The sequence below is a fragment of the Weissella thailandensis genome (genome assembly GCF_001932615.1).
Classification (GTDB): Bacteria; Bacillota; Bacilli; order Lactobacillales; family Lactobacillaceae; genus Weissella; species Weissella thailandensis.
In genome coordinates this window covers 927,060-946,712 of record NZ_CP014332.1, presented here as the reverse complement: position 1 = coordinate 946,712, position 19,653 = coordinate 927,060, and the positions used below count along the sequence as shown (strand labels likewise).

Here is a 19,653-nt window from a genome sequence, read left to right as displayed (position 1 = left end):
CATTCATTACCATAATGATTCCATTATAAACGTAAACCCCAGTTTGTTAAATATGTAACATAATTTCGTCGACGCATTTGTCCAATCATATAGAAAACAAATGATCTTTCAACGTAACACTAAAGAAATATATTATTCTTCTTATCAAATCTTTTGGTTCTAAATATATCAATTTTTCTTCAAAATAATATACTTTTGACAGTCTGTGATACTAATGTAAGTCTTTTTTAATGTTTTTTTTGGAAAAGTACGGTATTTTAGTTGCTAGGTAAAAAAGTCGCCTTAAGGGGATGGATAAATAACTTTTTATGAATACAGAAACAATTGATACAAACAAAACAACAAAAAAGAAAAGAGTTTTATGGGCTGATTATGCAAAGTGTTTTGGAATTATCGCTGTCGTAACTGGTCATGCTATCAATGATGTGGCAGGAAAAGGCTTAGATGTTACCTACAACGCCATCTATTGGTGGCATATGCCACTATTTTTCATGATCGGTGGTTTTTTCCTAAAAAAAATCAGCCATGACTTTAAAGGTTGGTCTTATTTATTTGGCCACCGTATTAAACCCCTATTAATTGCCTACTTTCTAAATGGTGCAATTTTAATTATTTTAAGTCACTTCTTTAGACAGCAGTCTTGGGAATACACTTTTTCTTATTTTGGACGTTTAATATATGGTGGTAGTACGCTTGATAATTACCTCAGTGTTTTCTGGTATATGACCACCTACATGCTCGCAATTTTCATGACAACCTTACTTATATCTTATGTTAAAAAAGTTTGGCTACAATTTGCGATTGCCATTGGTTCATTCGCTCTTGGTGTCGCACTGCAAGATATTACATTTTTCGGTAGTGCTGATTTCCCATGGGATGCACAAATAGCCTTGTTAGCAGTCTTTTGGATGTTGCTTGGCTATTATGTGTTTAAACTATTCCCAAAAATCAACTGGCATCACAAGCAACTGTTTGCCTTCGTTGGTACGCTAACCTTCATTGGTTTAATTTATTTGTATGCCACGGATAATCTTGACTTTGTCCTTTGGTTAAAGTCTTCTAACATCCACAATGCGCTACAAGCTTTTGTGATTCCACCAATTCTATGTCTTGTTGTTTTTATTGCTTGCGAAGGTCTTGAACATCTTGGTAATTTTGCACCAATTACTTTTATTGGAAAAAATACCGAAATAATCATGTTTTACCATCGTGCAGCCTTTGATATAACGACGTTGACTGTCTTCACGGATAATTGGTATTTTAGAATTATCATTGGTTTGGCAGCCCCTATTTTGCTAGCCTGGTTGCTCCGCAAATTCAAAAATACTAACTTCTATCATAGAAGGCAACAACTTGCAGAAGAAAAGAAATCAGAACGCGTAAAGATTGCTTTGCCAGTGACAATTGGCTTATCTGCTGTTGGTGCTGTGTGGGCATTTTCTTCATACCAACAACAATCACAAACGTCTAAAAATTACGTTATGTCAACGACCCCCACTATTTTTATGCATGGTTGGTCAAGTAATTTACGTGCTGAACAATCATTCATTAAGGTTGGGACTGAACAGAATATTGTCACTGAAGAAATGATCATTCATGTGACACGTGATAATAAATTGCAAGTGCAAGGACGCTTAACTGGTAACAATGATAATCCGGTCATTTTGGTACAGTTTGATAATAACCGTGTTGGTGAAATACGCTATGCTCAAGGTTTACGTCGCATCGTTAGTTATTTGAAGGATAAGTACAATATCAAAGATTTTAATGCCGTTGGCCATTCAATGGGAGCTTATGCATGGGTGTACTACGGGATGCACTGGGGCGCTGACCCCAACCTTCCCAGACTGAATAAAATGGTCGTCTTAGCCGGTCCTTATAATGGTATTTTAGACAAAGGACATGCCAATCAACCCAAAAATGGTGCTTTAGCAGGTCTTTGGGATGATACCCCTCATGAAAATTCATTAGATAAGAATGGCCGTCCTAAAATTATTCACGAAGAATATAACACCTTACTTGCACGCAAAAATAACTTCCCCATCAATACCCAAGTACTGAATATCTATGGTGATTTAAAGGATGGTACCAGCTCCGATGGACTGGTAACCGTTCAATCAACAAGAGCGCTACGCTACTTGGTCTCAGATCGCGCCCGTTCATATCAAGAATTTGAGGTTACTGGTGAAGGTGGTCAACATAGTCGCCTACACATCAACAACCCTGTTGTTAACGATAAATTAACTGATTACTTATGGGGTAAGTAGCTTTTTAATGACTATTTATTGAATAAAACGTCCCGCTGGTTAAATTCTAATAACCAGCGGGACGTTTTATGCTATTTAACTAGTAGACGTATCTAACAAACTTACTGTTAGGTCTGCCAACTTTTCAATCGGTAAATCTTTATTTTGCTTATTCCAATCAGACAAAATTTGCGTTAATCCACCGGCAACAAAACCATAGACATATTGCCTATTGTTCTCACCTGAAATTTGTAAACTATTCATGCATTCACGAGCGACTTCAGTCAATAATGGTTCCAGGTGGTTAGCGAGTAACACATCAATTTCTTGTTCATGCATTTTATAGAATTTAAAAAATAAGTAGATCAATTGCGACGACGAATTATCGGATTTATCAATTGCTTGCTTATAATCAATAAAGATACGATTCAATTCACTACGAATCACTTCTTCACGATTGGCAAAATTCGCATAAAAAGTCTGTCGTGATAATCCTGCGCGGTCAGCTAACTTTTTAACTGATATATTCTGATAACTCTCTTCTTGCAGTAATTCAAACATGGCACTGACAATCATCTGCTTTGATTGCAGGGCAGTTGGGTTATTTCCTTCGTACATAAACTTGACACTTTCTGTTTTCTGACAAACTTAACACGTAAAAGTTGACACATGTAAAGCCTGCGTTTACTCTAAGGATATCATATAATAAGAGATATTGATAAGGAGAGTATTTATGGCAAAGATGATTGCTCGTGCAGCAAATAAACCCGAAGATTACACTCGCTTTAATGTGACACCAAATACGATTCTTCCTAGAGAAGATGGTATGCGTACAAAAGCTGATGAAAAGAACTTCGAATGGTGGTATTTTGACGCTAACTTAACAGATGGTCGTAATGTTGTTGCCACCTTTATGACGAAAGATCCTTTTAATTTAAGTACCGAATTAAAACCTTGGGTATCGTTTGAAGTAACTGATACTGATGGCAAAACAACAAGTTATCGTGAAGATGTCACCGCACAAGAGTTTTCTGCGCGTACTGATTATTGCGATGTCCATATCGGCAAAAATTACCTAACTGGTGATTTAAAAACATATACTTTACACTTTGAAAAGAACGGTTTCGTAGCTGATTTAACCATTAAAAACATCCTTTCTTCATGGCGTCCTGCTGCTGGTGCCAATTTATTTGGTGATAAACAATTTAGTTGGTTACCTGCCGTCCCTGCCGCTGACGTTACTGGTACACTAACTACAAATGGTCAAACAAGCGACATAACTGGTAAAGGCTATCACGACCACAACTGGGGTGATGAACTGATGATAAAGATGATGCATCATTGGTATTGGGGTCGTGCGGATGTTGGTGATTATAAAGTTATTTCAACAGAAACAACCGCAGAAAAAGCATATGGTTATAGCAAACTCCCCGTTATGATGATTGCTGACCATGGTGAAATCATTAGTGGTGATGAAAGTAATATGGTCGTTGAAGATTCTGATGTTTTCATTGATGAGCATACTAAAAAGCCCGTGCAAAAAAACTTGAAGTATACTGTTAAAGGCGAAAAAAATACCTATGTTGTGACTTATAACATGGACAACATTATCTCTGGTTTCAAAATGATTGATGAAATGACCGGTATTAAAAAACTATTAGCCAAGTTAAGCGGCTTTGATGGCGCTTATTTACGTTTTACTGGTACCATCAAGGTAACAAAATATGCAGACAATAAAATTGTTGATGAGGCTGTTAATCCCGATGGTATCTGGGAATTAATGTACTTCGGTAAAACAATTGATGAATAATTTATAAGGAGATACATCCCCATGGTAATCGTACTTTGGATTTTACAAATTTTACTAGCGTTACTGTTCTTAAGTTCCGGCTATTCTAAGACTTTTCAATACAATAAAAAGGAAGCCGAATTGAAAAAAATGGACCATCTCGAATCAAAAGGTCTCATTATGTTCATCGGAACGGCAGAAATGTTAGGGGCTTTAGGACTAATTTTGCCTAAAGCAACAAGTATTCTACCCGTATTAACGATGTGGGCAGCTATTGGCTTGATGATCATTATGCTAGGAGCCTTCTTTACACATTTAAAGTTTAAAGAATACCAAAATGCAACCTTTGTAACGGTTGTATTCCTATTATTGTTAGCAATTGCCGTTTATGCCGTCTAATTACTACTAACTATATATTATATAAAAAACTCTCAAAGAAAAAATTCTTTGAGAGTTTTATTTATTAATAGCTGCCGACATTAAATCAATGCCATCCTGCAGCTCTTCACGTTTTGGTAACCGCCCTTCATTCAAAATAAAGTCAACATTACTCATCGCTAAACTGACCACTAAATAAATCACAAAATCAGACTGTTTACGGTTAAATATCTTTGAATAAATATCAACAAATAATTGTCGAAGTTGCGGATCAAAACTCATTTTCCCTAAAGAAATTTCTCGTAATAACTGAATGGTTTGTTTATTGTCTAATAAATAATCAACCAACTCATCGGAGAAGAAGCTATAACTATCAAAACTACTTTGTAAATGCCTTTGCTTTTCCCCTTGTTCAAAAGCACTCTTAAATGGTGCTAAGTAATCTGCGATTAGTGCAGAAGCTAATTCAAATGTACTTGAATAGTGTGTATAAAATGTCGTTCGATCAATCATACTTATCTTAGCCAACTTAGTTACTGTCATATCATGAAATGGCATCACCAACAATTGTTCGATGAATTTTTCCTTTATCATTGTTTCAGTTCTTAAAAATCTTAAATCCATATACAATCCCCCCCACTTTTATTCTACAACTGTTGTTTTATTATACACTATTTAAAATGTTGACGTGTTAATTAATCGTCTTAATTTATATACTTTACTTATAAATTAATAAACAAAATAATAAGTAATCGCACAACAACACAAAGGAGCATGATAATTATGGATAACTACACAGTTAACTTTTCTGTTGATGGACAACCTGTTAGTGAAGAAGAAATTCTTGATATGGAGTTAAGTCGGTACCATCATGTTTTTAAAATATTCAATGACAAGAATATTGATATTAAAAAAGATAATACAGTCATCCCCTACGAGGATTTGTTAAGACTACCTTTGTCTGAAGCAAAAGAAGCTTTAGCACAAACTCGTGAAGATATTGGTAAAGAAAAGACTTTGGAATTATTTAAACCTGAAATCGTGCGTGGTGATGACATGTGGACTGAAATTGCTAATAATTCACGTGAAGGTGTCAACATGCAAGAAGCCTACGTTGACGTTGAAGTACATGGTATTACCTTAGTACAATTCATGATGTTTAATCAGAAATTAGCCAAAGAAAACAATCTATACATGCCTTCAATGATTCACCCAGAACATTACTATTTTGATGCTGACAAGTCTGGTAAGCAAGTCATTATCGAAACATTTGGTATGTATAAGGATCCTTCATATCTTGACTTAAAGCCCGGCAAGATTGAACCTGATTTTTCAGTAAAACCTAAAGAAAATGCTGATATCGTCATGGCTGGAAACACATTCTTAAAGAACACTGGCTTGGATACTAAGATGTTGGGAATGCACCAACTAACAGGTACAGAAGACGGTATGAAAATCAAATTAGGTGTTTTGCTGCCGGAAGGTGCTCCTAAAGATATCGCCGATGGTCATAAGTGGCACTTGATGGTTGAATTTAACAATGGGCTACACATTGCTGCCCAACAACATCCATCATTTATTCAAAGAAGAGCGTTGGAAACAGCCATCCATCACATGGCAAAGAAGAATTAATTAGTTGTAACACAAAACAGTGCCGAACGATCATACGTTCGACACTGTTTTTTCTTTATGACAACTTAATTTTTTCGAGCAACTATCGAAAATGTTAATGGAATTTGTGGATAGCCTGCTGGCAATACCCATCCTTCTTTATCACGATCAAAAGTAAGCATTGGTAGTGCTTGCCAATCTGTTTCTCGATGTTCCCCCAATGATTCAATTACTAAACCAGCTTCCCGTAATGCTGAAATAATTTCTTGAAAATCATGTGCCCAATTATGATTACGTTGATGAGTTAAGGTTTGTTTTTCAGAACTATCCGTCACAACTGTATATGAAGTATCGGCATCATATGAAGACTCAGTACCACTAAAATAATCGTTCTTTATGGTCATCCCCTCATTATCAAGGGCAAATAATAATGGATGGTTATCGCGAATCATAAAGATTCCGTTGGGCGCTAATAAATCAGCAATTGATTCTGCCCAATCTTTTAAATCAGGTAACCATGTAATCGTGCCTGCACTAGTTATCACGACATCAAATTGTCCTAATTTATCTGGTAAAGCAGTGGATGCGAAACGTGCATCCCTTTCAACATAGGTAACAGCAGCGCCTGCCTGTTTCGTTAACCGACGTGCATATTCTAATGAACGTGGTGAAAAGTCAAGCCCATAAACCGCTTGTGCGCCTAGTCGCCACCAACTAATCGTATCATTACCAATATGGCATTGTAGGTGCAATAATCGTTGCCCTGTCAGCGACTGCTGTGGTAAAAATGGCTGTAGCACATCTAAATCACGCTTAACTGTACCAGTAATGGCCGATGAATCATTAACAAACTCATCTAAGTCACCATAACCCCCATTTGCGTGAACATTTGCGCGATCTTCCCAACTTGCTAAATTATCACTAATATCATTTTGTTTTGTCATAAGCTCCCCCCATTTATTGATGACTTAGTTATTTGGCATGCCGCCAATCAGGATCCATTATCATGCGAGCCACAATTAATCCAAGTGGCAGGCACAAAACAATCATCATAGCCGAAACGAACCATTGAGCACCATTGGCAATACTTCCCACACCAATATAATACATCGCCCGGTACATGTATAACCCAGGCACCATAATCACAATAGCCGGTACGGTCAATGAAATACGGGGATATCCCATTCGTTTATGGAATAATGATGCTAAGATACCCGCAGTTAATGCACCAATGAAAGCCGCTGCTGCCGCAGGAAGTGATGTTAAGTCAACTAATTCAAGACGAAGGGTGTTAGCAACCGCTCCAATCAAGCCGGCCGTTGCAGCCATCTTAACTGGACTGTTAAACATAATCGAGAAACCAAATACCCCACAAAAACTCGCTGGAATTCTAAATAGGCAAATCAACCATGGACCTAGTCCTAATGGTAAAAAACTGTCTGGCTTTAAATCACTAGCTAACGCCACTAACCAGCCGACTAGTGTTGCAATAACAATGATAGATACGGCATGTACCAATCGCTCAATACCCGACCGCATATCTGACTTAGCTAAATCTAACCCACTAGTAATAAAAGGAAATCCTGGAATCGCAAATAACATTGCCCCAATATAACCAGCTTCATGACCCACATTGATGTTGAAAAGTAACTCAAGTCCTCGTGAAAAGATCAAGTACGTTAAACAAGCCACTGCAACACCCGCAGCTAAACCGGCAAACAAAGTTAAATGCTTACCGTTCATTTTGGCTCGCGTATAATTACCTAATCCGGCACCGAAAAAGCTACACAACATTTCTACAGGACCACCACCTAGTAAGAACACGAAGGAACAACAGGCCAATGCCGCAGCTAACCCCAGCAAGACTGGTGTATAATTACCTTTTTTGGCATTAATTTGATCCAGCAGTCGATGAACATCTTTTACTTTCAGGAAAGCCCCTTCGTTTTGAAACATGGTCACAAACTGTTGCATATTAGTCAGCTTATCGGTATTTACGCCACTAGATTTTAATGATAACGACTCCGTGTAACTATTCACGCCATCAAAACATGTATATGAAATGGAAATCAAGCCAATATCTGCTGAACAATATATTTTTAAAATCCGTGCCATTGTGTTCATTGCTTCACGGACACGCCAAGCTCCCGTTCCACAAGACAGCATGATTAATCCTACTCGACCAACAATAATGGTCTTTTCTTTCAGCGATGCATTAATGACTAACTGATTGGCTTCTTTATCAGCAAGTTCCTTCCAAGGAATTTGCATATGATTAGCCATTAGTCCACCATCTTTTTCTACCATTTTTAAAAGCCTTCTTCGTTGTACATCAATTTTCAATACTTTTTATTGTAACATAGCTTTTCTGCATGACTGATATTTCTTAACTAGCTGTCTCAAAGTGTAATTATTTGCAATCTAAAAATGTCACTCCTACAATAAAAGTAGAGATAGTGATAAATTTATCAATCTCTAAATCACACAGTTTAGGAGGAAGTTATTATGGCAAACGAATTATCAGATCGTTTTAATGGTATGTTTCATGATTGGGATCACTTCTTTAATGATTTTAATCATCTAATGCCTGCATTTAGTGCTGAGAGTCAGCAGTTGAAGAGTGATGTTGTAGATTTAGATGATCATTATGAAGTATCAGTAGATGTTCCTGGAATTAATAAGAAAGATATTAATTTAAGCTATCAAGGTGATACGTTAACGGTTACCGCTACAAGACACTCTTCTAATACTGAAAAAGACGACAAAGGCAATATCATAACCCACGAACGTACGGAAGGTCGTGTACAACGGAGTTATTATTTACCTGAGGTTGCGCTAGATAAAATCAAGGCACAAGTTGATGATGGTGTGTTAAAAATTACATTACCAAAGTCAGAAAACAGCGACAAGCAACAGATTACGATTGACTAGTCAATCAGTTTAAAACTAAAAAGCAAGCGCACAAAGTTGTGCGCTTGCTTTTTTACTACTTATTAATTAACTGTTGCAATAACTCCACATAACCATATTGTTGGTTTATTTTTCCTAATAACTCATCATCATGAGTATGCGCTACCCCATCAAATAATATTTCTTGATACAAATTCAAATATGGTAAAACTGATTCTTTCGCATAATCTAATTCTTGGGTCAAATCATAACCCACTTTGCGGAAAGTCACTTCTGCCAAACCAGCATCATCAATTTCCAAAATTGCGTATTGTGCTCGTCGATCAGCATTCAAACGTCCATATTTAAAAAATGGTTGTCCGACAGACCCTGGGTTAATAACCATTTGGTCTTGGCTACTATAACGTAACATTTGATGATGGACATGCCCATATACCGCAATATCAGTTGTCTGGTTTAAAAATAACTCATCAAAATGACTCGTAGCTGCATCTGCTAATAATGCTGGTCCTGAATTAAGCGTATTCAAATTATGTGACAGGTTGATTGACAAGCCATTAACCTCTTTGGTTGTATGAATCGGCAATGATTTTAGTTTGTTTTGGTAGTCAACTTTCAAATGTTCAGCCACATATTGGCCAAGTAATCCAATATAAACGTCCGATGGATCATCAAAATGGACCCCCACTTTTTTCTGCTGGACATCTAAAAAGCAATCATCCCAGTTCCCCCTAATATAAACAGACGTATTAATGTTTTCTAATAGCTCAAACACTTCATTAGTTGCCGGTCCAGGCATGACAAGATCACCTAAAAACCAGCAGTCGTCAATAGCTTGCTTAGATAAATCTGCAATCACTGCTTTTAACGCGGTCTGATTGCCATGAATATCCGATAATAAAGCAATTCTTTTTGTCATTTTTTACGACCCTTTCAAACATTATTTCTTTACTGGTCCCTTGACGGCCGTTTGTAATCCTTCGTTAATAGTTTCTGCATAGATAACATCACCGGCATGTCTACCTGCAAAATGGACCCCATCAGTACCTTCAAAGACCTCTGGATGTTTTTGCGCCTTCTTTTGCCAATCAGCAACCGTCACATAATCATATTTTTGAGGTAACGACCGTTCAAAATCTGCTAATTTTGAAGAATTCCAAGTATCATCTGCACGACGATCATATGGTGTTACAATGATCAAGCGATGACCAGGCGCTAAGTCATGAACCAATTTATTTAATTGTTCTTGACTACCCGCTAAGGCATTTGTGCCAATACAGATAACAACATTTTGCCGCAAGATTTTATTAGATTGTGCTCGCATCATCACTTGATAGGCCAAATCCATCGTACGTTCGCCAGCAGCATCGACCGTGCTATCCGCAACATTTTTTTGTAGATAATCACGGGTACCTAATGTGACGCTATCGCCAATAACAGAGACGCCTTTAGGAATTGTGGCCGCTTTTTTATTTTCTTTAGCTAATTTTTGTTGCTTAATAGATGCCGCAACAACATCTTTCGTTGTATTCAAATTATCTCGTGCTTGATAAAGGCTCCCCGTCCACAAACGTTGTTCCAGACTCGTTAAGTTTGGCGCTTGATAGATGGTATACCCGGTAACACCTAATAAAACAATGGTGACTAATAACATCAACGATTTCACTTTAGGTAGTGTGTTCACTTTTTTGATAGCATGGGGATGCTTACCAGCCAAAATTGGCTCAATAATATAATACGAAATTGCTGAGCAAGGCACTCCAATCGCAACAGTCAAGATAACTGCCCAAAATACACTGGTCATTTGTGAAAAAATAACAAATAACGGCCAATGGTACAAATACATACTATAACTGATATCAGCAATAAACGTCGCCCACTTAGGCTCATCGATATTTGGTGTGACTTGGTGTAACGTACGTGCTTTGACAATTGCAAAAGCAGATATAACACTTGCCAATAATAGACCACCTAAATAAGTGAAGTGGCTATCAAATGTCATCACGTATCCCAGTACACCCAAAATAATGAATGCTCCCGATATTTCAATGACTGTTGTCAATGGTTTTGCGTGCTTCAACTGTTTCATGAACCGTCGTGGTATTGATTGAATTCCAGTCAATGTCGCAGTAAGTGCACCAACAAAAAAGGGAAAACAATGCGTCAAACTTGAAAAATAGACGGCCGAGTAATCCGTTAGACCGAAGCTCCGCAACCCCATGACGCTAACACTAATAATAATGACAATCATCGACAACATTGATAACCGAACCCGAAAAGTCTTCAGTGCTTCACCTTGGCTCAACTGCGAATGACGAAGCCTTTTAGCAATCAGCGCAACTACTAATCCCCATAAAATATAAAAATGCATTTCAACCGCTAAAGACCAAGTATGCACAAATAGATGAGGAATAAACTTACTTTCGTAGCTACCACCAGTTGCAATTTCAAAATAATTTGTCGTAAATCCGATAGCTGCTGCCACCTGTTTACCTAAACCAGTAATATAATCCGGACTCACAAAATATGTAAATGGTATCACCACCAAAATTGATAACAATAATGGAGGCACGATGCGATTAAATCGGCGTTGGTAAAACTTTATTAATTTGAACTGACGTGATTTGGCAAACTCATCAATCATCAAAGCCGTAATCAAAAATCCTGAAAAAGTAAAGAATATATCAACACCAATGAAGCCACCTGAATAAGCGTTCGAAAAGAAGTGATAAGACAATACTGCTAACAAACCGGCAATACGGACAAAACTAAACCATTTAATGCGCATTGATCAATTCCCCCTTTTTGAAGGTTGCTTGATAACTTTGCTTGTTCATTTTTAAAACGCCTTGCCCATGCGGTAAATTCTTTTTAAACTGGCCCTTAAATTCCCAATGATTATGAGAAATAAATCTACCTTGCCCATTAAATTGCCCATTAGTAAAATGACCCACGTAGGTATCGTCATTTTTAAATTTAACGGTTCCCTGCCCGTTAAATTTTTGTTTAAACATACTGCCCTGATAAATAATACCGCCATCATCAATTGATAAGCGCTGATTGTGTTTTGGCTTATCAGGAAGCAAACTATATACCGCCGCAATTAACAACACAACGATAACTAACCCTTGTATGATGTTTTTTAGTTTCATAAATACTCCTCAATTTTTCAACCCCATCATTAGTTTATATTAATAATAGAATACATCACGCTACTTGCATAGCGCTTTCAAATTACCTATAACTTATTTAAAAAACAACAAACAAAAGGCAGACCAGTTGGAGCTAGTCTGCCTTATTAAAATCCTTTTATTATTTGCTAATCCACGAAAAGATTCATAATCTGTTGAATCGTCAATTGATCTTTGTCAGCGCCTCTAACATCTAAAGTGATCTGCCCATCATGCAATACTACTAAACGGTTACCGTATTTTAGGGCATCTTCCATATGATGAGTGATCATTAAGCAAGTTAACTTTTGTTCAGCGACTGTTTGACTTGTTTGTTCCATTAAGGCAGCACTCGTTTTTGGGTCAAGTGCTGCTGTATGTTCATCCAGCAACAAAATATCTGGACGATTTAATGTGGCCATTAAAAAACTTAAAGCTTGACGTTGTCCACCAGATAAATTCTCAGTCGGGGTATCCAGGCGTTGTGCTAACCCATTTCCCATGCCGGCTGCTAATTTTTTAAAACGCTCCTTATTCCCACGTAAATTACGGAACTGTAAGTTGCGTCTTTGACCACGTTTTGTAGCTAATAGTAGATTTTCAGCAACTGACATTCTTGGAGCAGTCCCCATCTTTGGATCTTGGAAAACACGGCTTAAAAACTTTGTCCGTTTTTCAACTGAAGTCCGACTGATATCTTGCTCATTATGCAAGACTTGGCCTGCAGCTGGTAAAATGTCACCTGAAATGGTATTGAATAAGGTAGATTTACCAGCCCCATTTGATCCGATGACGGTAATAAAATCACCAGGATAAACAGTTAAATTTAGGCCCTTTAATATTTTCGTTTGATTGGGTGTATGACGATTTACAATCGTGGAAACATCCTTCAATTCTAGAACTGCTTGATTACTACTTGTCATTTGTACTGAGCCCCTTTCGTAAAATATCATTTAAATGCAACGCATTGCGTAAATTAGGTAACATCATACTGAGTGCTAAGATGATTGCAGAAATTAAGTTTAAATCGTTGGTTGAAAAACCAAGTTGCAAGACCAACAACAGTACAAAACGGTAGATAATACTACCAAGTGCAACGGCAACTAAACGTTGATTTAAGGTCAATTCACCGAATACTACTTCACCGATAATAATCGAAGCTAATGCGACTACAATGATACCAATTCCCATGTTGGCATCGGCATAGCCATTACTTTGTGAAATCAAAGCACCACATAACCCAACTAAACCATTAGATAATGTCAAACCTAAGATGGTCATGTTGTCAGTATTGATTCCCTGTGAACGTGCCATCTTCTTATTATCACCCGTTACAATGAAAGCCTGGCCAAGATTCGTTGCTAAAAACAATATCACTAAAATAGTAATGCTAATAATGGTAATGCCACCAATAATAATGCTGTCAAAATACTTAGGCAAAGTTTGGAAAAAGTTAGCTGAGAAGAAAGTCGTTTTCCCAATCAAAGAAACATTAGATCCGCCCATGATACGCAAGTTGACCGATAAAGAACCAGTCATAACTAAAATTCCAGCCAACAAAATGGGAATCTTACCTTTGGTATATAGCAAACCCGTAATTAGACCCCCAGCAGCTCCGGCTAGAAAGCCGTACAGTGTCGCTAACATAGGCGAAGCCCCGTTGGTAATGGCAGTAACAGTGACAGCAGCCCCAAGGGGAAAAGTTCCTTCAACCGTCATATCTGGAAAATCCAAGATTCTGAAGGTCAAAAATAAAGCGACCCCTAAAATGGCCCAGAGTAACCCTTGTCCGATACTTGATGTGATTAAACTCATTTGATTACCCTCCCATTTTTGTGTGCTTGTTGCATGATTTTTTCTGGTATTTGAATGTTTAATTTATCAACTTGTTTTTGATTGATCACGTATTTACCTTTAACAACATATTCGACTGGATAGTTCGCAGGCTTTTTACCATGTATCACTTTAGCGGCCATATGTCCTGCTGTACGACCTAAGTCATGTTGGTCGATGGCGTAAGAAGCAGTACCGCCGTCAGCAACCATGGTATCAGCGGCAGGGAAAACCGCTTTGCCAGCTTGATTTGCATTGTTAACCAATGTCTTCATCGATGAAGCAACACCGTTATCTTGCGGTGCATAAATGACATCAACATCACTGGCCATCTGTTGGCTAATTTGTTGCATATCATTAGTATTAGCAATCGTATACATTTTTGGCTGTAAGCCGGCTTTTTTAACGAGCTTTTCAAACTTTTTTGCATTACTCTGACCACCAGAATCAGAAGACGTGTAGACCACACCGATTTTTTTGGCTTGTGGCATGACGTCTCGTATCAATTGCAACTGTTTATCTAAGGGAGAGTCAAGAACCCGTTACGTTCGCACCAGGACGCTTTTCTGACTCAACTAGCCCCCCGCCAACTGGATTACTAATTCCGGCCATCATAACAGGTGTTGTCTTATTAGCTGCGTTTACCAGTGACTGAGCGGCTGGCGTTGCGATACCAAATAAAATATCATCACGATTTGCCAATTGTTGTGCCATCGTCTTCAGATTACTTTGATCTCCCTGAGCATTTTGAAATTTAACTTTGATGTTTTTCCCCTCTTTAAAACCTTCGTCTTTCAAACCACTGATAATTCCCTGGTGGATCTGATTCAAAGCTGGATGACTGACTAATTGTAAAATACCAACCTTGATTACTTTGTGCTGGGCTAACTTATTATTTGCATTTTGTGCTGGCTGAGTTACCAAGGCAAACCCTAAGAAAACTAAGATTGCCCCGATAAACGTAATCATTCGTTTCATTTCATTCACTCCAATTCATAGATTATTAGGTAAATTTGACAAAAAAATAAGGGCAAACCAGCATACTCTGGTTTACCCTAAAAATGGTTACGCCAAAGCCTGCTATGTTGGACCATGCAGACTTTGACAAACGAAAAAGAAGTCGACACGGATACAAACTGTTTGCCAGATCGTACCCATTATCGGAATTACGACCTTAAGTGTCGGCTTTGCCAAGCCATATTCAAACTGTTATTAACTGACTTTTGCATTCTCTTTCGTCCTTTCTACTTATTGATTGCCTTAAGTTTAGGCAAAGTTTTATGAGTTGTCAAGTACAAAAAGGAAAATACGATTAAATAAAATGAAAAATCACTCATATTAATCAGTGAAAAAAGCAATAGCTGTCATCTCAACAGAGATAACAACTATTGCTTCATTTTTTATTTCAGTAGTGTCTGAACTAATAGATTCAGCTATTAGTAGATTTCCCACCACTTCTTCTTTGAAGACTTTCCAAGTCCAGGGTTGAAACTGTTCGTTGGATCGTTCTTCTTGTAGTGCTCAAGCAATGCAGGAGCTGCTTCATACAAGTGACCAACGTTGTGCTCAGCTGGGTAGATCGCACCACGCTTATCAAACAACTTCAACATTTCCTTCTTTAACTCATGACCATCAACACCTGGCTTCAAAATGTAGTCTTGGTGCATAACGTGATCAAGGAAGTGACCGTAGTACAACTTGTATTCGATCTTGTCATCAATTTCCTTTGGTAGGTGCTCGAACCAGTCATCATCATTACGACGTAGCGCAACGTCAATTGGCAAAATATCAATTGAATCTTGCTTTAATTCTTGGTAACGAATAGGAACTGATGCCGTTACGTAACGGTGCAATGAAGCCTTGTTTGTCTCATCGGCATTAGCCTCAAAGAAATCACCTTCTTCTTCCTTGAAGAATTCAGTCAAGTATGCACGAGCTTCGTCAATACCTGCTCCTGACATCTTCAATTGCACGTAGTGATCAAAACGGTTCGCATAATCCTCAATACGCTTTGGCAATTGGTTAGGGAACAAATGTCCAGCCTTTTGCAAGAAACGATCTGGGAAGTATGGCTTAAAGAACGGTACATGACCAAGCATACGCTCAGCAGATGCCTTCATACCGAACATTGTAGGTAACATACCTGTTCCTAGCTTGTCGATAACCATTAATGAATCCTTACCATAAATCTTGGCCAATTCATAGGCTGTTTTGTGCATGTACTCACCTGATACTGGTAAGTTCTTAAATTCAGCCAAAATGTGACGACGCATCTTTTCTAGAACAGCTGGTGAATTAGTTCCAATGTAGAACACTTGTGATTGACCTGCTGATGGATAAGTATCCAAACGAACAGCAAATGTTGCGACCTTTCCAGCAGCACCTGATGCTTCGTACAATCCCTTAGGATCTGCATTATAACGCGTTGGCATATCTGAATCCACATCACGAACACGCTTCTCATAATCACGGTTGTGTCCAACACGCTCATCAGAACTTGGCACCTTGTTCAAATCAAAACGACGGTTTGCAAGGTTATCCAAAATTTCTTCTGGTGTGTCACCAAGATCAATACCCAAGTGATTTACCAAGTGTAATTCATCATTTTCATCAATTCGTGCATACAAAGCCAACTCAGTATAAGCTGGTCCACGTTGAATCAACGCGCCACCTGAATTGTTGTTAATTCCACCAATAACTGATGCACCTAATGTTGATGAACCGATAACAGAATGTGGCTCACGATTTAATGGCTTCAATGACTTTTCCAAGTTGAACAAAGTTGTTCCTGGGAAGGCAATAACTTGCTTTCCTTGGTTGATCAATTGCAAGTCTTTCATGCGGCTACCTTTAACGATAACAACATCACGATCATAACCTTCTGTAGGTGTTGAACCCTCTGTCAAACTAGTATTTGAAGCTTGCATAAGAATGATAATATTATCTCTATGCAAAACTTGCAAAACCTTCCACATTTCAACAAGAGTTCCTGGCATAACAACTGCTAGTGCCTCTCCGTAACCTGAACGATATCCTTGACGATAACGCAATGATTTGGCCGCGTTAGTCACAATATTGCGGCTACCGACAATGGCCTTTAAATCCTCCACCGTAGACATAAAACTAACCTACCTCCTAAAGTTGTACAATATATAATTATAATATACCACTTTTCTTAGCTTTTAAAACGAAAAATTTGTGAAATTTAGCAACCTACAATTGTACTATTTTTCACAATTAAAGGTCAAGACAAAGAAAAGCTTTTTATTTATGGCATCCTCTAAAATTCACAAAAACTTTAAAGGGTTATCACCTATTTTATGTATCTCGTATGTGTTTAGTAATCGATATTGCCTATCCTATTTTCAACACCACCAAAGGTACAAAATCCACTTTACCATAATTTGTAACCGCTTCCAACGGTTTTATTGGATAAAAATAAAAAAGTGACATACTTTTTTGTATATCACTTTTCTCAATATTTTCAATTAATCATTAACTACGTTTTGTGGTTTATGATCCAAATAACTTTGAATATTTGCAACAACGATGTCTAACAGACGTTGTCTCGTCTCTAATGGTGCCCAGGCAATATGTGGTGTCAAATAACAGTGCTTCGCGGTTAGCAAAGGACTATCATCATCAATTGGTTCTTGCGTTGCAACATCTAATGCAGCATAAGCAATTTTATTACTATTTAAGGCAGCGGCTAAGTCTGCATCGTTAATTAACTTACCACGAGCAGTATTGATTAAGATTGCTGTATCCTTCATCTTGCCAAGCGTTTCCGCATTAATGAATTCTGACATTTCTGGTGTAAATGGAATGTGTAGGCTAATAATATCTGACTCCGCATACAAGGTTTCTAAATCTACCTGCTTGATGCTATCATCAAATACTTCACGTGGTCGATGGTTATAAAAAATAACTTGCATATTAAATGCCAAGGCCATCTTAGCAACTGCTTGCGCAATCTTTCCAAAGCCAACTAAACCAAGTGTTTTTCCTTTTAATTCCATTAATGGTGCATCCCAAAATGAAAAACGACCCGCTTTGGCCCATTCACCTGCATGAACCAAATCATCATGTTGCTTAACACGACTCGTGACAGCTAGTAACAGTGCAAAAGTAAATTGGGCTACAGCATCAGTACCGTAGGTCGGTACATTCACGACGGCAACACCTTTTGTTTTCGCATAATCCACATCAATATTGTCATAACCTGTGGCCGTTTCAGCAATGACCTTCAAATCAGGTACAGCATCTAGAATTGCCGACGTCACTGGTACCTTATTCACCAAAGCAACCTCTGCTCCTGCTAAACGTTTGATAATTTCATCTTGATCATCATATGGTGTTGCATCATAAACTTCAACGTCACCAAATTGATCTAAAATATGCCAATCTAAATCCCCTGGGTTTAAACTTAACCCATCTAACACAACAATTTTCATAATACCCCCCATTGGTTATAAATCTACATGCTCAGTATATCATACTAAATGCGTTAATTTGTTGAGAACGTATCTGCGTAAGGTCAAAAAACTATCGCAAAAGGTGTCTAGAAATTAACCAAAGACGTGAATATATCAGCAGTTCTCGCCTTGCCTGACTGAGCTAATGTTGGTATAAATTGACAGCGTTGTCTGTATATCATCATGATCTAGTTGATACTGAAGCTGCTTAACGTTCATGTCTGCTCGAATAGCAAGCGCGGCGTAAGTATATAAAGAAAGCCGTGAATTTTAATTCGAGGCACCCCAGCATGATTAACTATCTTGAAGCCATTTCATTTGATAATCGTCCATTAAAAAAGCACCTAGTCTATTTAACTAAATGCTCATTTTGCCTATTTATTTAGATCAATCGTCATGTCATAGCTATGTTCTGAATTTTCGTCTTCGTATTCAGCATCAGTACTATCCTCCGTTAAAATATCAGCATCGAACTTTAAACGCATAGTTGAAATAGAATCAGACTTATCTAGCGAAGTAATTGGAACAACAACGTTACCTGACTTTGTAACACCACTAGCAATTTCGCCATCCCATGTTCCTGTATCGCTCTCGTGTTGTTCCCCATTATCAAAACTTACAGTAGATTGTGTAGGATAAGCATTCACATCCTGATTAGCATTAATAGTCATATTTATTGATACAAAACCATCAATATCAAATTCACCATCATTCGCTGAATCATATTCATATCCATCATCTAACTTGTATACTGTTACAGAATTAACAGTCATTTTTGCAATATTCCAACTTGAATCAGAATAATTAACTTTGTATGTTTTAGAATCCTTATAATCATATTTCAAACCATCAACAGTAACTGTTTTATCATTTGATTTTTTGTTTTCAGATGAAGCAGTTGATGAGGCTGTACCCGTTGCCTCTTCCTCAACGTCATTAAATGAATCTTCATATGTTGATTGAATACCTAATACCAATGCAAATGCTAACACTGATATTGCTAACCCTATCCATGCAAACACTTTTTTATGTTTCCGATTTACAACTAATGCTATGATTGCAAAAATAAATCCAATTACCGCTACAATTGCAGCAAAGTTGTTAATGAACGGAATCCATGATAACACTAATGCCACCACTCCTAAAATAATCGCAATCGTACTCAAAATCTTTTTTTCTGGTTGTTTACCCATCTGCCCAATACTCCTATGTATATTAATTTATATCCAATGGTATTATAC

Annotated in this window: 17 protein-coding genes and 1 pseudogene; 5 read left to right on the top strand and 13 right to left on the bottom strand. The window is 37.6% G+C overall.

Annotated features, from left to right (window positions below; all coding sequences use genetic code 11):
- Positions 1-308 precede the first annotated feature (308 nt).
- Positions 309-2,267, top strand: a complete 1,959-nt coding sequence (locus tag FOL01_RS10875; RefSeq protein WP_083603436.1) for an alpha/beta hydrolase — start codon at positions 309-311, stop codon at positions 2,265-2,267.
- 75 nt (positions 2,268-2,342) lie between these two features.
- Here the strand turns inward: FOL01_RS10875 and FOL01_RS04545 are convergent, their stop codons facing one another.
- Positions 2,343-2,864 carry a TetR/AcrR family transcriptional regulator gene (locus tag FOL01_RS04545; protein WP_075269553.1) on the bottom strand — a complete coding sequence of 174 codons (522 nt, stop codon included), beginning with the start codon at positions 2,862-2,864 and terminating at the stop codon, positions 2,343-2,345.
- A gap of 115 nt (positions 2,865-2,979) precedes the next feature.
- Between FOL01_RS04545 and FOL01_RS04540 the strand changes: the two genes are divergently transcribed.
- Positions 2,980-4,056: a lipocalin-like domain-containing protein gene (locus FOL01_RS04540; protein ID WP_075269552.1), complete on the top strand. Its 1,077-nt coding sequence runs from the start codon at positions 2,980-2,982 to the stop codon at positions 4,054-4,056.
- Between the two features lie 21 nt (positions 4,057-4,077).
- Complete coding sequence (locus FOL01_RS04535; RefSeq protein ID WP_075269551.1) at positions 4,078-4,434, top strand: DoxX family protein; 357 nt, start codon at positions 4,078-4,080, stop codon at positions 4,432-4,434.
- A gap of 57 nt (positions 4,435-4,491) precedes the next feature.
- On the opposite strand, the gene FOL01_RS04530 is transcribed toward FOL01_RS04535, so the two are convergent.
- Entirely contained in the window at positions 4,492-5,037 is a 546-nt protein-coding gene (locus FOL01_RS04530) for a TetR/AcrR family transcriptional regulator (RefSeq protein WP_075269550.1), read from the bottom strand.
- A 159-nt stretch (positions 5,038-5,196) separates the two neighbouring features.
- On the opposite strand from FOL01_RS04530, the gene FOL01_RS04525 reads away from it, so the two are divergent.
- The gene (locus FOL01_RS04525; protein ID WP_075269549.1) at positions 5,197-6,045 is read left to right on the top strand and encodes a hypothetical protein; all 849 of its coding nucleotides are present in this window, start codon (positions 5,197-5,199) and stop codon (positions 6,043-6,045) included.
- 65 nt (positions 6,046-6,110) lie between these two features.
- On the opposite strand, the gene FOL01_RS04520 is transcribed toward FOL01_RS04525, so the two are convergent.
- Together FOL01_RS04520 and FOL01_RS04515 are read right to left on the bottom strand one after the other, a co-directional pair.
- Positions 6,111-6,968: a class I SAM-dependent methyltransferase gene (locus tag FOL01_RS04520; protein ID WP_075269548.1), complete on the bottom strand. Its 858-nt coding sequence runs from the start codon at positions 6,966-6,968 to the stop codon at positions 6,111-6,113.
- Between the two features lie 28 nt (positions 6,969-6,996).
- Positions 6,997-8,331 carry a threonine/serine exporter family protein gene (locus tag FOL01_RS04515; RefSeq protein ID WP_075269547.1) on the bottom strand — a complete coding sequence of 445 codons (1,335 nt, stop codon included), beginning with the start codon at positions 8,329-8,331 and terminating at the stop codon, positions 6,997-6,999.
- A gap of 198 nt (positions 8,332-8,529) precedes the next feature.
- On the opposite strand from FOL01_RS04515, the gene FOL01_RS04510 reads away from it, so the two are divergent.
- The gene (locus FOL01_RS04510; RefSeq protein ID WP_075269546.1) at positions 8,530-8,955 is read left to right on the top strand and encodes an Hsp20/alpha crystallin family protein; all 426 of its coding nucleotides are present in this window, start codon (positions 8,530-8,532) and stop codon (positions 8,953-8,955) included.
- A gap of 55 nt (positions 8,956-9,010) precedes the next feature.
- On the opposite strand, the gene FOL01_RS04505 is transcribed toward FOL01_RS04510, so the two are convergent.
- The 9 genes and pseudogenes from FOL01_RS04505 to FOL01_RS04465 all read right to left on the bottom strand — a co-directional run bounded on the left by FOL01_RS04505 (position 9,011) and on the right by FOL01_RS04465 (position 19,605).
- Positions 9,011-9,853 carry a metallophosphoesterase family protein gene (locus tag FOL01_RS04505; protein ID WP_075269545.1) on the bottom strand — a complete coding sequence of 281 codons (843 nt, stop codon included), beginning with the start codon at positions 9,851-9,853 and terminating at the stop codon, positions 9,011-9,013.
- A gap of 21 nt (positions 9,854-9,874) precedes the next feature.
- Positions 9,875-11,722, bottom strand: coding sequence for an acyltransferase family protein (locus tag FOL01_RS04500; RefSeq protein ID WP_075269544.1), 1,848 nt, complete (start codon positions 11,720-11,722; stop codon positions 9,875-9,877).
- A complete protein-coding gene (locus FOL01_RS04495) occupies positions 11,712-12,086 on the bottom strand; it encodes an MORN repeat-containing protein (RefSeq protein ID WP_075269543.1) in 375 nt (124 codons plus the stop codon). Before FOL01_RS04495 ends, FOL01_RS04500 begins: the two co-directional genes overlap by 11 nt.
- A 167-nt stretch (positions 12,087-12,253) precedes the next feature.
- Positions 12,254-13,027 (bottom strand): ABC transporter ATP-binding protein, encoded by a 774-nt coding sequence (locus tag FOL01_RS04490; RefSeq protein ID WP_075269542.1) that lies wholly within the window; start codon positions 13,025-13,027, stop codon positions 12,254-12,256.
- On the bottom strand, positions 13,017-13,919 hold the full coding sequence (locus FOL01_RS04485) for an ABC transporter permease (RefSeq protein ID WP_075269541.1): 903 nt from the start codon (positions 13,917-13,919) through the stop codon (positions 13,017-13,019). Before FOL01_RS04485 ends, FOL01_RS04490 begins: the two co-directional genes overlap by 11 nt.
- Positions 13,916-14,915 (bottom strand): annotated as a pseudogene (gene trpX / locus FOL01_RS04480) (tryptophan ABC transporter substrate-binding protein). Before trpX ends, FOL01_RS04485 begins: the two are co-directional and overlap by 4 nt.
- Before the next feature lie 458 nt (positions 14,916-15,373).
- A complete protein-coding gene (gene dld / locus FOL01_RS04475; RefSeq protein ID WP_075269540.1) occupies positions 15,374-17,056 on the bottom strand; it encodes a D-lactate dehydrogenase in 1,683 nt (560 codons plus the stop codon).
- 369 nt (positions 17,057-17,425) lie between these two features.
- Complete coding sequence (locus tag FOL01_RS04470; RefSeq protein WP_075269539.1) at positions 17,426-18,391, bottom strand: D-2-hydroxyacid dehydrogenase; 966 nt, start codon at positions 18,389-18,391, stop codon at positions 17,426-17,428.
- A gap of 395 nt (positions 18,392-18,786) precedes the next feature.
- Complete coding sequence (locus FOL01_RS04465; RefSeq protein WP_083603435.1) at positions 18,787-19,605, bottom strand: DUF308 domain-containing protein; 819 nt, start codon at positions 19,603-19,605, stop codon at positions 18,787-18,789.
- Positions 19,606-19,653 lie beyond the last annotated feature (48 nt).

Coding starts and splice junctions, on each gene's coding strand:
- FOL01_RS10875 (WP_083603436.1), top strand. CDS start 309: ATGAATACAGAAACAATTGATACAAACAAAACAACAAAAAAGAAAAGA.
- FOL01_RS04545 (WP_075269553.1), bottom strand. CDS start 2,864: ATGTACGAAGGAAATAACCCAACTGCCCTGCAATCAAAGCAGATGATT.
- FOL01_RS04540 (WP_075269552.1), top strand. CDS start 2,980: ATGGCAAAGATGATTGCTCGTGCAGCAAATAAACCCGAAGATTACACT.
- FOL01_RS04535 (WP_075269551.1), top strand. CDS start 4,078: ATGGTAATCGTACTTTGGATTTTACAAATTTTACTAGCGTTACTGTTC.
- FOL01_RS04530 (WP_075269550.1), bottom strand. CDS start 5,037: ATGGATTTAAGATTTTTAAGAACTGAAACAATGATAAAGGAAAAATTC.
- FOL01_RS04525 (WP_075269549.1), top strand. CDS start 5,197: ATGGATAACTACACAGTTAACTTTTCTGTTGATGGACAACCTGTTAGT.
- FOL01_RS04520 (WP_075269548.1), bottom strand. CDS start 6,968: ATGACAAAACAAAATGATATTAGTGATAATTTAGCAAGTTGGGAAGAT.
- FOL01_RS04515 (WP_075269547.1), bottom strand. CDS start 8,331: ATGGTAGAAAAAGATGGTGGACTAATGGCTAATCATATGCAAATTCCT.
- FOL01_RS04510 (WP_075269546.1), top strand. CDS start 8,530: ATGGCAAACGAATTATCAGATCGTTTTAATGGTATGTTTCATGATTGG.
- FOL01_RS04505 (WP_075269545.1), bottom strand. CDS start 9,853: ATGACAAAAAGAATTGCTTTATTATCGGATATTCATGGCAATCAGACC.
- FOL01_RS04500 (WP_075269544.1), bottom strand. CDS start 11,722: ATGCGCATTAAATGGTTTAGTTTTGTCCGTATTGCCGGTTTGTTAGCA.
- FOL01_RS04495 (WP_075269543.1), bottom strand. CDS start 12,086: ATGAAACTAAAAAACATCATACAAGGGTTAGTTATCGTTGTGTTGTTA.
- FOL01_RS04490 (WP_075269542.1), bottom strand. CDS start 13,027: ATGACAAGTAGTAATCAAGCAGTTCTAGAATTGAAGGATGTTTCCACG.
- FOL01_RS04485 (WP_075269541.1), bottom strand. CDS start 13,919: ATGAGTTTAATCACATCAAGTATCGGACAAGGGTTACTCTGGGCCATT.
- dld (WP_075269540.1), bottom strand. CDS start 17,056: ATGTCTACGGTGGAGGATTTAAAGGCCATTGTCGGTAGCCGCAATATT.
- FOL01_RS04470 (WP_075269539.1), bottom strand. CDS start 18,391: ATGAAAATTGTTGTGTTAGATGGGTTAAGTTTAAACCCAGGGGATTTA.
- FOL01_RS04465 (WP_083603435.1), bottom strand. CDS start 19,605: ATGGGTAAACAACCAGAAAAAAAGATTTTGAGTACGATTGCGATTATT.